The sequence below is a fragment of the Synechococcus sp. H55.2 genome (genome assembly GCF_047462495.1).
Taxonomy (GTDB): domain Bacteria; phylum Cyanobacteriota; class Cyanobacteriia; order Thermostichales; family Thermostichaceae; genus Thermostichus.
On record NZ_JANSJH010000070.1, the window covers coordinates 2,235 to 15,165 of the forward strand.

The following is a 12,931-nucleotide window of genomic DNA, read 5'->3' on the forward strand; positions in this document are numbered from 1 at the left end:
GTCCCGCTAGCGCGAACGGGAACCAGGACCTTGGTATTGACCAAGTCTCGTTTTTGGGAGTAGAAGGTGGGCTGGTCTTTCAACTGGGGCAGGTGACAGACCGTTAAGGAGCAAGCATGAATGTCACAGCGATTTTGCTCCCACCAGCGGAAGCGTTCTGCCAAGCGATAGTTATACTGCCTACGCAGCGGCTCAAGCCAGCCGTCCATCCAGGCGACTTGCCTGGGAGTAGGACGCAAGCGGTACTGGTAAGCAGTTCTCATGATGGGAGTATTATACCTATTCACAACTGGGATGTTCCCGCCTCTCCCAAGCGGCTCTGACCCTACGGGTACAGAGCGGGGCTTCTCGGCGGATTAGCTAAAACTTTTCTAGAATGACCGTGTTTGTTAAAGAACATCATCCATCATGAGTGCTCGTGAGGCCCAAAATCGACCCAAGATCCCCAAAATCCGTATTGAACATCTGACCAAAGTCTACGGCTCCAATCCCCAAGCAGCCTTGGCCCAAGTGCGGCAGGGGCTGGATCGGGAAACTCTCTTTCGGCGTACCGGCCATGTTCTAGCCGTCAACGACGTCTCTCTGACCATTGATCAGGGGGAGCTGTTTGTCATCATGGGCCTCTCCGGCTCCGGCAAATCCACTTTGGTGCGCTGTCTGAATCGGCTGATCGAACCCACCAGTGGGAAAATCGAGGTGGATGGTGAGGATATTCTTCAGGTCGGCCCCGGTCGTTTGCGCCAGATCCGCCGCCAAACCATGGGCATGGTGTTTCAAAAGTTCGCCCTCTTTCCCCATCGCACCGTCTTGGAAAACGTGGAGTATGGGCTGAAAATTCAAGGGGTGGAGCCCCAAATCCGGCGGCAGCGAGGGCTGGAAATGCTGGAGATCGTGGGCCTCAGAGAATGGGCGGATCGTTATCCTGCCGATCTCAGCGGGGGCATGCAGCAACGGGTGGGCTTGGCGCGGGCACTGGCCACCGATCCCGATATTCTGCTCATGGACGAAGCCTTTGGCGCTTTGGATCCCTTGATTCGCCGTGAAATGCAGCAGGAGCTGCTGAGTTTACAAGAGCGCTTTCAAAAGACCATCGTCTTTATCACCCACGACATTCAAGAGGCCCTGAAAATCGGAGATCGGGTGGCGATCATGCGGGATGGGGCTTTGGTTCAGGTGGGATCCCCGGCAGAGCTTCTCACCCGACCGGCAGATCAGTACGTGGCCGATTTTGTCCAGGAGGTGAACCGGGCCCAGGTTTTGAAAACCGGAGCCATTACCCGCAAAACCCTATACCTCATTTTGGGCAGGGACTCTCTTTCGGCTGCGGCTGCCCAAATGCGCGAGCATGATCTCAGCACTCTGTATGTATTGGATCGCCAGGGGCGTCCTGTGGGGGTTTTATCTCCGGCGTCTCTGGAACAGGCTCTACAGGCAGGAGAGGAAGATATCCACACAGCAATGCGGACAGACTTTCCTCAAGTTCAGGCTTCCACCAGCTTGGAGGAGCTATTTCGCTACTGGGATCGAGAAGTTCCCATCGCCGTTGTAGATCGAGAAGGGCGCTTCAAGGGCGTAGTGGAACAAGCGGAGCTGTTTTCGGTGGTCGGTCGTCTGGGCCAATCTTGTATCCCATCCAAGGCCTACGGCCCGCTAGCGCGAACGGAAAGGGATCCGGGGGAAGACTCTCTTTTCGCGGTCTAACTAACCATGATCTTCCTGGCCAGAAAAAAATAGGCCAGGGCCGCCACACATCAGCCACTTGGATGATCCTATTGAGGCCGGTAGTCTTGACAAGCAAGGTGAGTTGGCCTCAAAAAATCTCAAAAGCTGCTTCCAGGTAATCAACCAACACATAGCTTGCCCCTTCTTGAGAGGGCCGGCGCTCTATCAAGACGACATCAAAGCGGCAGGACAATTCGCAAAAGTGAGGATGCTGACTCAAGAAGGCCTGGGCAGCTCGGATCAAGCGTCGCTGCTTGGGGATCGCAACCGCCAAAAGCCCACCTTGATCCCAGCTACCGGGGCTGCGGGTTTTCACTTCTACAAAAATCAGCACATCTGCTCTGTGGGCAACCAGATCCAACTCACCCCAACGGCAGCGCCATTGCTGAGCCAGGATCTGCCAGCCTTGCTGACACAGATATTGCCGCACCCAGCCCTCTCCAGCATCGCCTGTATTCTGGCGGGAAGCTCTTCTGGGCAAGGGATCCATGAAAAAATACCAAGAAAAAACCAGTGCTCAGCTCTAGTGGGCGGAGCCATTGCCGTGATATTTGTCGGTGTCGTAAAAGCCGTTGCGGGTGCCGAAGTAAAAACTTGCCAAAGAGAGGGCAAGAGCAACCCCCACCAAGACTAGCTTTGCATCCACGTGGTCTTCTCCTGATTTTTTCTTGAACCGTGACCATGATAACCTGTCTCTCCTGCATAGTTGCGGGAAGCAGCATCAACATCGGCAAGGCACGGCATGTCAGGGATCCCAAAGGGCTACGGGCGCGAACGGAGAGCTTTTCTTGATGAGCTGAGCATGCTACCATTCAGGCTGGAAAGGGAGTAGTCAGGCGGCTTACCGCCCTCTGCATCGACATACTGGCTGAAAACAGCCCGGTGCAAGAGACAAGGCAAGCAGAGGATCTTGCTTTGGTGACGAGACTTTCACTGAGTTCACGCGGAGGTGAGCTTGGTGAGTCCGTCTGACTTCTCCAGCCTTCGCCTCCAGGTGTGAGCCAATTCCACACACAAGAGAGGTTGGAGGCTAAACAATGTGGGCTGGTTTTGCGTCCAGTTTGTTATTGGTCACGGTAGCGGAATTTGGGGACAAGACCTTTTTTACCCCCCTGATTCTGGCTATGCGCCACCCGCGCCGCTGGGTTTTTTTGGGAACGTGGCTGGCTTTGGCCGCTATGACCTTGCTGGCGGTGGTGGCCGGGAAAGTGCTTTTTAAGCTGCTGCCACCCCTGGGTGTGCGAGTGCTATCGGCTGGAGTTTTCGCGGCTTTTGGACTAAGAATGCTCTGGCAAGCTTACCAAATGACTCCCCAGCAGGAGAAGGAAGAAGAGAAAGAAGCCCTCAGACTGGTGGAGCAAGCCGAAGCAAAAGGCGCTGGCCACGGCGGGGCTTGGGCTGTTGTGTGGGAGGCCTTTAGCCTGACCGCCTTGGCCGAGTTCGGGGACAAAACTCAGATTGCTACCGTTTCTTTGGCAGCCACCCATCCGGGATTGAGTGTCTGGGCAGGGGCCACCCTCGGCCATGGGCTGATGGTGGGGTTGGCGGTGGTGGGTGGTCGCTTCTTAGCAGCCCACATCTCTGAACGGGCTGTGCATTGGGTGGGGGGCGGCTTGTTTCTGCTGTTTGCGTTGGTAACCAGTTGGGAATTGTTAGGGTAAACGATTGTAGTTATTTCAAATGGTCATGAAACAGTTTGTTGCGTCAGTGAAGCGGAGCACCGAGGAGTGTAGTCGGGTTTGAAATAACCACAACTATAGGATCTGCTTCCGCTTGGACTACAAAATCTCCTCTCGCCTCATATCCCAAGGGTCCGCTCTGTGTTGAGCTGGTCACATTCTGCCTTTTGGCTATAGAACTTCCATGAAGTCGGGAGAAAAAGTTCGGATTATCCAAATTCCTGTTCGATGATCCGCCAGCGGGCAGTAATCACTCCTGGCTCTAAGCTGAGGCGGCTGACAACCTGTTCTAGAGCCTGGTCATCGCGGGTTTGAGTAACCAGCTCCGCTTCGACTTTAACGAGGTCGGGCTTGTTCTCCAGATCTTCGCTGTAGAGAGCTCGCAATTTGAGATGGGAAGGGGCTATGCCCTGCAGCAGCAGAGCGCGCAGGTGGGCTTCCGCATGGCTTTTGCAAATAAATGAACACTCATAGACCAGTTCCAGTTCTGTGCCTTTGAGGGGCTGCTGGTTGATGCGGTAGCCCAAGGGGCGCAGCAGAATATTGGAAATCAGCACAGCTCCTGCCCCAATAGCGGCTTGGGGAATATACCCCGCCCCGGCAAAGGCTCCCACGGCAGCCGCACACCAGATGGTGGCAGCGGTGTTCAAGCCGCGCACGCTGGCCCCTTCTTTGAGGATGACGCCCCCGGCCAAAAAGCCGATCCCCGACACCACCTGGGCAGCAATGCGGGTCGGGCTGCTTTCATCAGGAGTGAGAACTGAGAGCATGACAAACAAGGCTGAACCGGTGGCCACCAAGGTGTTGGTGCGCAGGCCGGCCATGCGCTGCCGCCACTGTCGCTCCAACCCGATGAGGGATCCCAAAATAAAAGCAACCGTTAGGCGGAAGGTGAAGTCGATCCAGGTCATAGGTCAGGCTCCAGTTCTCGTGGAGGAGTGAGGGCTAGCCGGCTACATCTGGGATCCCAAGGGCTTTGGCCGCCTGTTCCAGAGCCTGCCAGAGGGTTTCCAGTTGAGCAAAGGCCACTTCTGGGGCCAGCTTACCACCTGTTTCTAAAGCGCAGGTTATGCTGACTCGATGGGCGTAGCGCTGCAGCAGCAACCGGAACTGAGCTGTGGTGGAAGGAGCTTTCAAGGTCATGGCACACCTCCTGAACGAATAATCGGATTCAATCTCAAACCAGCTCCCCCAGGCCGGGGGTAGCCTGGGAGCCGAAGTTGGACTGCAAGGGGAAAAGAGCGGCCTCAGAGCTCGACTTCAACGCCGACCAGCCAAGCTACCAGGGTGAAATACACCCAGAGCCCGGTGAAGTCTTTGATGGTGGTGATGAAAGGGTCTGCCCCGGGAGCGTGGTCAAAGCCCAGCTTTAAGAGGATCCAGGGCAGAATCGCTCCCAGAAAAGCTCCCAAAGTCAACACAATGGCCATAGATAGGCCCACTGCGAGACCCAACTGTGGGATCCCATTGGGTGCTCCCTGCCAGAAGTAAGCAATCACCCCAGCCGCAACCCCTAGAATGACACCAATAATGCCGCCAATACTGGCTTCTCGCAGCAAGTAGCCAAGAAACTGCTTCACGTTGATATGGCCCCAGGCGAGACCACGGGCAAAGATGGTGGTGGATTGGGTGCCAACATTGCCGCCCATATCCATGATCACCGGGATGAAAACAGCCGCCGCTGTAACTGCCTGCAACACTTCCTCAAAGGTTTCAATCACTCCCCCCACCAACATGCCGCCGATCAGGGTGATGATCAAAAAAGTGAGGCGCAAACGCACAGAATACCAGCGGGATCCCTTGACCAGCCGCTCGCTCCACACCTTATCGCGGCTGAGCAAGCTAGCCACCCCGGCCTGGGCCAAAGCCGCATCCGTAGCCTCCTCTTCCACCAAGTTGATCACATCCTCAAAGGTGATATCCCCCACCAAGCGCCCTTCGCTGTCTACCACCGGAATGGCCGGCAAGCCGGAATCCTTAAGCAGGCGGGCTGCTTGCAAATCTCGATCGGTAACCCGAGCAACAATATCCGATCCTTCGATCAGCTCCCGAATGGGTAGGTCGGGATCCACTTTCACCAGCCGCACGGTGCGCACCAGACCTTTGTAGAACCGCTGGTCATCGACCGCAAAGATGACATCCAGCTCGTCGTCCCCCAGTTGGGAGTCGCGCACGCTGGCCAAAGCCGCCCCGACGGTGAGGGTATCGCGCACCGCCAAGTAGCGCAGGTTCATCAGCCGACCGGCACTGCGCTCCGGGTAGTTCAGCAGGATATTCACGGCTTCACGGGCTTCTGGGCTGAGGTTGGCGATCAGCCGCTTGGTAACTTTGGCCGGCAGCTCCTCAAATAGACGCACCCGCTCGTCTGGGGGTAGGGCTTCCACCAGCCGGATCACCTCTGGGTCTTCCATGCTGCGGATGAGATCGGCCTGTTCTTCGGGCCGCAGATACTCAAATACCGCCATAGCTTTGTCTTTTTCCAACAGGCGAAAAGCCAAAACCCGCTGCCGTGGAGAAATCTCCATTAACTGCTGCACCAGCTCGGCAATAGGGGCACGATTGGCCGCTCGCTTGGCGGCTTCCAAAGAGGCGGGAGAGAGAAGATCGCGAAGCATGTTTTGCCGCATAACAAACCTCCGAAGGTTGAAGTTAGCCGGATAAAAGACCCGGAGGGCAACGGCCAACTCGTGCTCCAAAGCTCATGGGAGCCCTGAAGCTGAACGCCTCACAAAGCCTTAGACCCGACTCGAAGCCCAAAAGCCCAAGTCGATAAAAGGGATCCCCTGGCCCACGAACACCTACAAAAGCCAAAGCCAGGGGAAGTCCCCTTTGAAGCACTCCTGATTTTCCCTTTTCCGATGCTCAGGTCGAGCTCTGCTCAGCCCATCTGTTCGTCGCCGACCGAGAGAGCCACCCAAGCCAGAAGCTATTTGAGAAAGCTCTCCTGCCCCTTCGCGTTGGCGAAACGGGATCCTCTCAAGCGACGACTGAAGCTGTCAGCGGGAAAAAGGAAGACACCAGTAGGATGTAGGTCTCCAAGGATTTGATCCCCGAAGAGCGATCCTTGCCGGCCAGTGCTACAACTGCCAGAAGCGTCCATGGTGTTGAACGTTTTCCTCCAAGAAAGTTGAACCGGAACAACCCGGACAGCCTGAAGAGGATCTCTTCAGCCCTTTTTAGGCTAGTTGCCGGAGGGGGATCCCGTCAACCTTTTTCTGTCCGGCATATCCGGTGAACGATCAGCGGAGTGGCTGGGGAGCTAAGATCGGGGTAAGTGAACAAGAGAGCACAACCTCTTCCGGGTTCTGCTCCCAGCCTGACTGAGCAAAATCCCTATCCTGGCGGCTTGTGAGCTTGGGGAAACCGCTGCCCATAAACCTATGGCCACCCTTCCCCTGGTTTCTGTGATCTTGGGCACGCGGCCCGAAGCCATCAAGCTGGCCCCGGTGATCCAAGCCCTGCGCGCCAGTCCCCATCTGCGCACCGAGGTAATCTTGACCGGGCAACACCGGGAGATGGTGGATCAGGTGATGCAACTTTTTGGCCTGCAGGCGGATCGGGATCTAGGGATCATGCGTCCCCGCCAAAGCCTGACCGATATCACCGAAGCCACCCTGCGCGGCCTTGAGCCTTATTTTCAGGAGCGCCAGCCCCAACTGGTTCTGGTGCAGGGCGACACCACCACCGCCTTCGCTGCTGCTCTGGCCGCTTTCTATCAACGCATCCCGGTGGGGCATGTGGAAGCCGGCCTGCGCACGGATGATCTCTACCATCCTTTCCCCGAAGAGGCCAATCGCCGCCTCATCTCCCAGTTGGCCAGCCTGCACTTTGCCCCCACCCCCCAGGCGGTGGAGAACCTTAAGCGCAGCCACGTGGTCGGCTCCATTTACTGCACCGGCAACACCGTCATCGATGCCCTGCTGCAGGTGGCCTCCCTCGGGCTCCCCTGTCCCATCCCTGGCCTGGACTGGGAGCGCTATCGGGTTTTGTTGGTTACCGTGCACCGGCGGGAAAACTGGGGGGATCCCCTCACAACCATCGCCAAGGCCCTGCTGCAACTTTTGGCCGAGTTCCCCGATACCGCCCTTCTGTTGCCCCTCCACCCCAACCCGGTGGTGCGGGATCCCCTGCAGGCCCTGTTGGGATCCCGGGAGCGGGTTTTTCTCACCGATCCCTTGGACTATCCCTGCTGGGTGAGCGCCATGCAGCGCTGCACCTTCATTCTCAGCGACTCCGGCGGCATTCAAGAAGAGGCGCCAGCTTTGGGCAAACCGGTGCTGGTGCTGCGGCAAACCACCGAACGCCCGGAAGCCGTTGCCGCCGGCACCGCCCGCCTGGTGGGCACCCACCCCGAAAAAATCCTGCAGGCGGCCCGAGAATTGCTCACGGATCCCCAGGCCTATGCCCGCATGGCTCAAGCCCAAAACCCCTTCGGCGACGGCACTGCCGCCCGGCAAATTCACCACATCATCGAGCGGTGGCTTAACTCGCAAGGCCCCAAAAAATAAACAGGAACTGAGGAAGCCCAGACCGTTACTGGGAAAACCGTTTCTTTACCTGTCGCTTTTATTAAGATGGCCAGTTAAATGGACTCTGAAGCGAACAAAGAGCAAGAACCATGAGCACAACTGCCACCACCGTTGTCCGGGTGCCGATTGTGGAGGCAACCCCTGAAAATGTGCGGCCCTTTGGCCAACTGCTGGGGGACGATGTAGCCCATCCCGGGTTGGGGATCCCTTTTTATCAGGGGCGTGTTTTAGAAGGGCAGAACATTGACTTTCAATACACCGGCAAGGCCGTTATCCGTACTGCTAAGATCCTGCCCGGCTACCCGCCTGTGCTCTGGTTGGAGCGCCACCTGCGCATGACCCAGTTGTTTGTCGGCCTGGGGCAGGAGCCGTTCATCATGGTGATGGCTCCCCCCAACCGTCCCAAAACCCTCCCCGATCTCGACAAAGTGCAAGCCCTGCGATTCCCCCCTGGGCACGGGCTGCTGCTGCACCGCGGCACCTGGCACGATTTCCCCGTCGCCGGCGAGCGCCCCGTTGTCGTGCTGACCGCCAACTCCGAAGAAGTGGTAGAGGCCCTGGCCAGCATGACGACGGCCCAGGAAATGGATCAGGGGGACGTGTTTAAAATTTCCCTGCCCCAGCGGCTGAACGCGGAGATCCATTTGCAGCCGCTCTAAGCCTATGGGCGGATCCCTGACGGCAACCCCCCCACTGACTCTTTCGGCGCGGAAGCCTTCGGGTAGTTTGCAGAATACCCAAACCTCAGCATTAAAAATCGGCAAAAATTGGCGATTGGTCTGCCAGGCTCTAATTGGGAGGGGTGAGTATTATCGAATACTCTGAAAAGAAAACGCAAGGTTAGCTTTTAGGCAAGCGCAAGCTCGGCTCCGACCGAAGCGCGCTGGGGGCAACAGTTTGCCCTAATTTGGGCTCTACCTACTAGGTGTTCGGGAATACATACCCTTCGATAGGAACCTCGCTTGTACAAAAGAGGAAGCTTAACTGCGAGAGAAGATTCATAGGCAAAGTACGAAAGCTGCATCCGCCTATGAAGATCCACAAACGTCTTCACCGTTGGCATCGGGGGAGAGTTGACTTATATTAAATCAGCTAGCATGTTCAATATTTGCCAGAATTAAGCTATCTTGAGGGCTGACATGCCATCCAACAATTGGTCGGACTTCCATCCCCCCAATCCTGGGCAAGGCTTGGAGCAAGCCCAGTCAACGCCTTCCCCCTGGAGTGAGCGCTACGTGGGGGAGGACTCTCAGGTCGAGTACGAGAGAAACGGAGCCCAGACCAAGGCGGCGGATCATCCAGAGGAGAACATGCCGAGCAATGCCGCGAAAATTAAGGTGGTGGGCGTAGGGGGGGGAGGTGGCAACGCGGTCAGTCGGATGGCGGCCAGCAACCTCAAGGGTGTTGAGTTTTGGAGTATCAACACGGATGCTCAGGCCCTTGCGCAGTGCTCGACATCAACGGTGAGCCGTCTGCAAATCGGGCAAAAGTTAACCCGCGGGCTGGGGGCAGGCGGCAACCCGGCCATTGGTCAGAAAGCCGCCGAAGAGTCCAGCGAAGAAATTGCAGCAGCTCTCAAAGGGGCAGATTTGGTCTTTATCGCCGCCGGCATGGGAGGGGGCACAGGGACAGGGGGAGCGCCTGTGGTTGCCCAGATTGCCAAGGCCAGCGGCGCCCTGACGGTGGGGGTGGTGACGCGGCCTTTTTCCTTTGAGGGCAAGCGGCGCACCAAGCAGGCTGAAGAAGGGATCCAAGCGCTGCAGGAGGCGGTCGACACCCTGATCGTGATCCCCAACGACAAGCTGCTCTTGGTGATCTCCGAGCAAACTCCTGTGCACGAGGCTTTTCGCGTCGCGGACGATGTCTTGCGTCAGGGGGTGCAGGGCATCTCCGACATCATCCTCATCCCCGGCATGATCAACGTGGATTTTGCCGATGTGCGCAGCGTGATGGCCGATGCTGGCACCGCCCTGATGGGCATTGGCATGGGATCCGGCAAGTCCCGCGCCCGCGAAGCCGCCATTACCGCCGTGTCTTCTCCCCTACTGGAAACTTCCATTGAGGGGGCCAAGGGCGTGCTCTTTAACATCACCGGCGGGCTGGATCTGTCATTGCACGAGGTCACAGTAGCGGCCGAGATCATCGCCGAGGCTGTGGATCCAGAAGCCAACATCATCTTCGGCACCGTGCAAGACGAGCGTATGCAAGGGGAGGTGCGCATCACCGTCATCGCCACCGGTTTTGACGGATCGCGGGCCGCCGCCAGCGCTTCTGCACCCAAAGCCTCTGTCGCCAACAAGGTGGGGGTGGGGACGCGCAAGCCCACCTTTCCTAGCCCTGAGCCATCGCCTCGACAGCCCCCTGAGCCTGAGCCCCCTGCTTCCGGGGGCTTGGACATTCCCGAGTTTTTGCGCCGCCGCCGCCCTCCTTCGTAGGGTAGAGTAAGGGGATGCGGCTATCCTGGTGCCGGTTGCTGAGAGTGGGGAGTGCTTTGGGGTTAAGCCATGAACATTGTTGTCTTGGCAGGGGGTCGTTCGGCAGAACGTCAGGTTTCTTGGGTAACGGGCAAAGCCTGTAAGCGGGCTTTGGAAGATTTGGGCCATCGGGTGAAGCTGATCGACCCGGAGGAGGATCTGCCGCTGCGCCTTTGGCAGGAACGGCAGGCCGGCTGCGACTTCGTCTGGATTGCCCTGCACGGCCCCGGCGGCGAGGATGGGGTGGTGCAGGGGATGCTGGAGTGGCTGGGCCTGCCCTACCAGGGATCCGGGCCGTTGGCCAGCGCTCTGGCCATGGACAAGCTGGTGTCCAAGCAGATCTTTCGCGGCGCAGGGATCCCCACCCCTGAGTGGCTGGTCTGGGATGAAGCGCAACCGCTCTCCTGGGCCGAGTGCGTGGCGCACTTGGGATCCCCGCTGGTGGTGAAGCCCAGCAACAACGGCTCGACGGTGGGGATCAGCATTGTCCAGGATGAGAGGTCATTTGCTCAGGGGCTGGAGTTGGCCAGCTCGGTCTCCTCGCGGGTCTTCCTGGAGCGCTACATTCCCGGCAAGGAGATCACCCTCTCCATCCTCTCCGGCCAGGTTCTCCCGGCGATTGAGATCATCCCCGCCCAGGGGGATTTTTACGATTATGAAGCCAAGTATGCCCCCGGCGGCTCGCGGCATTTGATCCCCTGTTCCCTCACGGGGTCAGGATTGGCCCGCTGCGAGGCGGCAGGGCTGAGGGCCTATCAGGTGTTGGGATGTGAGGGCCTGGCGCGGGTGGATCTGCGGGTGGATGCCGACGAGAACCCCTGGGTGCTGGAGGTGAATACGTTGCCCGGCATGACCCCCACTTCGCTTTGCCCTGATGCGGCGGCAGCTCTGGGCTGGACGTTTACGGAGCTGGTGGAGCGGATGCTGCAGGATGCCCTGCAAAGGGCGGCTTCGACTCGCCCAGCCCCGTCTGGATCCCGGCCTTCACCACAGCCGGCTTGATCCCCAGCCAGGCTGCTTTCTAGAGAAAGAAAAGGAGCAAAACCAAAACCGCCACCCCCATCCCGACCATCAGCACCGCCGGCCACAGCCAGGCAATAGGGGATCCGCCTTTGCCAGCAGCTTTCTTGTCGGCAGCCTTTTCTCTGGGCTCAGGCTGGGGGCCGGCGGAATCGGGAGCAACCAGCGTCGGATCCTGCAGCAGCCGATTGCTTTGTTTTTCCAGCACGAGCGTGGTCTCCTCAGCACCCAAGAGAGGATCCCGCAGCGGCTCGGTTTGCTGCCACTCGTATTCGGAATGTCCCGAGGTGCGTCCATAGACCGTCACCTGCTCCAGGCCGGATAGGCCAAATGCCTCCAGCGCGGCTCGCACCTGTTGGGTGAGATGGGGGTAGTCGAGCTGGGTTTGCGGGGAGCGGTTGAGGAGAACGTGCAAATGGCCCTGGCGACGTTTGACGGCAATTTTGACAGGGACAGCCAAGCTGGCCTGCAACGCCTGGGCAATCTCAGCTTCCGTCATTGAGTTTTATTCCGGTGAAGGCAAGTTAATTCTAATACAGGCATGGGACAGGCGCTGGGAGTGGCGGCAGCGGCTTCGGGGTAAAATGTAATCCGCATCCCCAATCTGCCCGCCCAGGAGTGATTCCCCGGCAGATCCCGGCATACAACTAGCAGTCTTATGCAAGAAAAAGCCATCGTCCGCAACTATTTCAACACGGTCGGCTTCGAGCGCTGGCGCCGCATTTACGGCAACGAGGAAGTCAATTTCGTCCAAAAAGATATTCGACTGGGCCATGCCCGCACGGTCGAGACGGTGTTGCAATGGCTGGGGGATCCCTCCGGTTTGCGCATTTGCGATGCCGGCTGCGGGGTGGGCAGCCTTAGCTTGCCTTTGGCCGCCCGCGGGGCGCAGGTGTTCGCCAGCGACATCTCGGAGCAAATGGTCAACGAAGCGCGTCGCCGCCAACAGATGGAGCTGGGATCCACAGACAACCCCCAGTTTCAGGTTTTGGATTTGGAAGAACTGACGGGGGAGTACGATGTCGTCGTCTGCCTGGATGTGATGATCCACTATCCCGAAGCCGACGCCCTGCGCATGCTCAGGCACCTGACCGGACTGGCCAAGTCTCGTCTGCTCTTCAGCTTTGCTCCCAAAACTCCCTGGCTGACGCTGCTGAAGAAAGTGGGGGAGTTTTTCCCCGGCCCCAGCAAGACCACCCGCGCCTATCAGCACCGCGAGGCGACGCTGGTGGGCCACCTTGCCGAGTGGGGCTGGAAAGTGCAACAACGGCAAACCATTCAAAGCCGCTTCTACTTTGCCTGGCTGCTCGATCTGGTTCGCTGAAGCCGTCGCCCAGTTACAGTCGTTTTCAATGGCAATGAAACCGTTCGTTGCCTCGATCCCTAACTCCCCTCTCCCTGAGGGAGAGGGGCCGGGGGTGAGGGCTGACTCCCTGAGGGAGAGGGGCTGGGGGTGGTCGCGTTAGCGGCGCGGAGCGCTTGGGCTGACTCCCTGAGGGAGAGGGGC

The 12,931-nt window shown here is 58.3% G+C and carries 14 protein-coding genes; 7 read left to right on the forward strand and 7 right to left on the reverse strand.

All coding sequences use genetic code 11. The features are described from left to right. A partial coding sequence (locus NW844_RS09075; protein WP_414335066.1) for a helix-turn-helix domain-containing protein occupies positions 1-263 on the reverse strand: 263 nt, incomplete at its 3' end. A gap of 145 nt (positions 264-408) precedes the next feature. Between NW844_RS09075 and NW844_RS09080 the strand changes: the two genes are divergently transcribed. After that, the gene (locus NW844_RS09080; protein WP_414335067.1) at positions 409-1,701 is read left to right on the forward strand and encodes a quaternary amine ABC transporter ATP-binding protein; all 1,293 of its coding nucleotides are present in this window, start codon (positions 409-411) and stop codon (positions 1,699-1,701) included. Positions 1,702-1,810: 109 nt separating this feature from the next. Here NW844_RS09080 and NW844_RS09085 read toward each other — a convergent pair whose 3' ends face one another. Next, complete coding sequence (locus NW844_RS09085) at positions 1,811-2,212, reverse strand: YraN family protein (protein ID WP_414335068.1); 402 nt, start codon at positions 2,210-2,212, stop codon at positions 1,811-1,813. A gap of 33 nt (positions 2,213-2,245) precedes the next feature. After that, positions 2,246-2,368 (reverse strand): hypothetical protein, encoded by a 123-nt coding sequence (locus NW844_RS09090; protein WP_414335069.1) that lies wholly within the window; start codon positions 2,366-2,368, stop codon positions 2,246-2,248. A 391-nt stretch (positions 2,369-2,759) separates the two neighbouring features. On the opposite strand from NW844_RS09090, the gene NW844_RS09095 reads away from it, so the two are divergent. After that, positions 2,760-3,383 (forward strand): TMEM165/GDT1 family protein, encoded by a 624-nt coding sequence (locus NW844_RS09095; protein ID WP_414335070.1) that lies wholly within the window; start codon positions 2,760-2,762, stop codon positions 3,381-3,383. 227 nt (positions 3,384-3,610) lie between these two features. Here NW844_RS09095 and NW844_RS09100 read toward each other — a convergent pair whose 3' ends face one another. The 3 genes from NW844_RS09100 to mgtE form a co-directional block, all read right to left on the reverse strand. Then, entirely contained in the window at positions 3,611-4,312 is a 702-nt protein-coding gene (locus NW844_RS09100; protein WP_414335071.1) for an MgtC/SapB family protein, read from the reverse strand. A 34-nt stretch (positions 4,313-4,346) separates the two neighbouring features. Then, positions 4,347-4,544 carry a hypothetical protein gene (locus tag NW844_RS09105; RefSeq protein ID WP_414335072.1) on the reverse strand — a complete coding sequence of 66 codons (198 nt, stop codon included), beginning with the start codon at positions 4,542-4,544 and terminating at the stop codon, positions 4,347-4,349. A 104-nt stretch (positions 4,545-4,648) separates the two neighbouring features. Further along, positions 4,649-6,028 (reverse strand): magnesium transporter, encoded by a 1,380-nt coding sequence (gene mgtE / locus NW844_RS09110; protein WP_414335073.1) that lies wholly within the window; start codon positions 6,026-6,028, stop codon positions 4,649-4,651. 753 nt (positions 6,029-6,781) lie between these two features. On the opposite strand from mgtE, the gene wecB reads away from it, so the two are divergent. The 4 genes from wecB (at position 6,782) to NW844_RS09130 (ending at position 11,406) form a co-directional block, all read left to right on the forward strand. Further along, positions 6,782-7,909, forward strand: a complete 1,128-nt coding sequence (gene wecB, locus NW844_RS09115; protein WP_414335074.1) for a non-hydrolyzing UDP-N-acetylglucosamine 2-epimerase — start codon at positions 6,782-6,784, stop codon at positions 7,907-7,909. Between the two features lie 110 nt (positions 7,910-8,019). Further along, complete coding sequence (locus tag NW844_RS09120; RefSeq protein ID WP_414335075.1) at positions 8,020-8,589, forward strand: ureidoglycolate lyase; 570 nt, start codon at positions 8,020-8,022, stop codon at positions 8,587-8,589. A 651-nt stretch (positions 8,590-9,240) separates the two neighbouring features. After that, positions 9,241-10,365 carry a cell division protein FtsZ gene (gene ftsZ / locus NW844_RS09125; protein WP_414335080.1) on the forward strand — a complete coding sequence of 375 codons (1,125 nt, stop codon included), beginning with the start codon at positions 9,241-9,243 and terminating at the stop codon, positions 10,363-10,365. Between the two features lie 69 nt (positions 10,366-10,434). Continuing rightward, positions 10,435-11,406, forward strand: coding sequence for a D-alanine--D-alanine ligase (locus NW844_RS09130; protein WP_414335076.1), 972 nt, complete (start codon positions 10,435-10,437; stop codon positions 11,404-11,406). A 19-nt stretch (positions 11,407-11,425) separates the two neighbouring features. Here NW844_RS09130 and NW844_RS09135 read toward each other — a convergent pair whose 3' ends face one another. Further along, positions 11,426-11,923, reverse strand: a complete 498-nt coding sequence (locus tag NW844_RS09135) for a hypothetical protein (protein WP_414335077.1) — start codon at positions 11,921-11,923, stop codon at positions 11,426-11,428. 159 nt (positions 11,924-12,082) lie between these two features. On the opposite strand from NW844_RS09135, the gene bchM reads away from it, so the two are divergent. After that, positions 12,083-12,748: a magnesium protoporphyrin IX methyltransferase gene (gene bchM / locus NW844_RS09140; protein ID WP_414335078.1), complete on the forward strand. Its 666-nt coding sequence runs from the start codon at positions 12,083-12,085 to the stop codon at positions 12,746-12,748. The last annotated feature ends 183 nt before the right edge of the window (positions 12,749-12,931 follow it).

Bases quoted from the DNA above. Each gene is read 5' to 3' on its own strand.
- NW844_RS09080 (WP_414335067.1), top strand. From the start codon at position 409: ATGAGTGCTCGTGAGGCCCAAAATCGACCCAAGATCCCCAAAATCCGT.
- NW844_RS09085 (WP_414335068.1), bottom strand. From the start codon at position 2,212: ATGGATCCCTTGCCCAGAAGAGCTTCCCGCCAGAATACAGGCGATGCT.
- NW844_RS09095 (WP_414335070.1), top strand. From the start codon at position 2,760: ATGTGGGCTGGTTTTGCGTCCAGTTTGTTATTGGTCACGGTAGCGGAA.
- NW844_RS09100 (WP_414335071.1), bottom strand. From the start codon at position 4,312: ATGACCTGGATCGACTTCACCTTCCGCCTAACGGTTGCTTTTATTTTG.
- NW844_RS09105 (WP_414335072.1), bottom strand. From the start codon at position 4,544: ATGACCTTGAAAGCTCCTTCCACCACAGCTCAGTTCCGGTTGCTGCTG.
- mgtE (WP_414335073.1), bottom strand. From the start codon at position 6,028: ATGCGGCAAAACATGCTTCGCGATCTTCTCTCTCCCGCCTCTTTGGAA.
- wecB (WP_414335074.1), top strand. From the start codon at position 6,782: ATGGCCACCCTTCCCCTGGTTTCTGTGATCTTGGGCACGCGGCCCGAA.
- NW844_RS09120 (WP_414335075.1), top strand. From the start codon at position 8,020: ATGAGCACAACTGCCACCACCGTTGTCCGGGTGCCGATTGTGGAGGCA.
- ftsZ (WP_414335080.1), top strand. From the start codon at position 9,241: ATGCCGAGCAATGCCGCGAAAATTAAGGTGGTGGGCGTAGGGGGGGGA.
- NW844_RS09130 (WP_414335076.1), top strand. From the start codon at position 10,435: ATGAACATTGTTGTCTTGGCAGGGGGTCGTTCGGCAGAACGTCAGGTT.
- NW844_RS09135 (WP_414335077.1), bottom strand. From the start codon at position 11,923: ATGACGGAAGCTGAGATTGCCCAGGCGTTGCAGGCCAGCTTGGCTGTC.
- bchM (WP_414335078.1), top strand. From the start codon at position 12,083: ATGCAAGAAAAAGCCATCGTCCGCAACTATTTCAACACGGTCGGCTTC.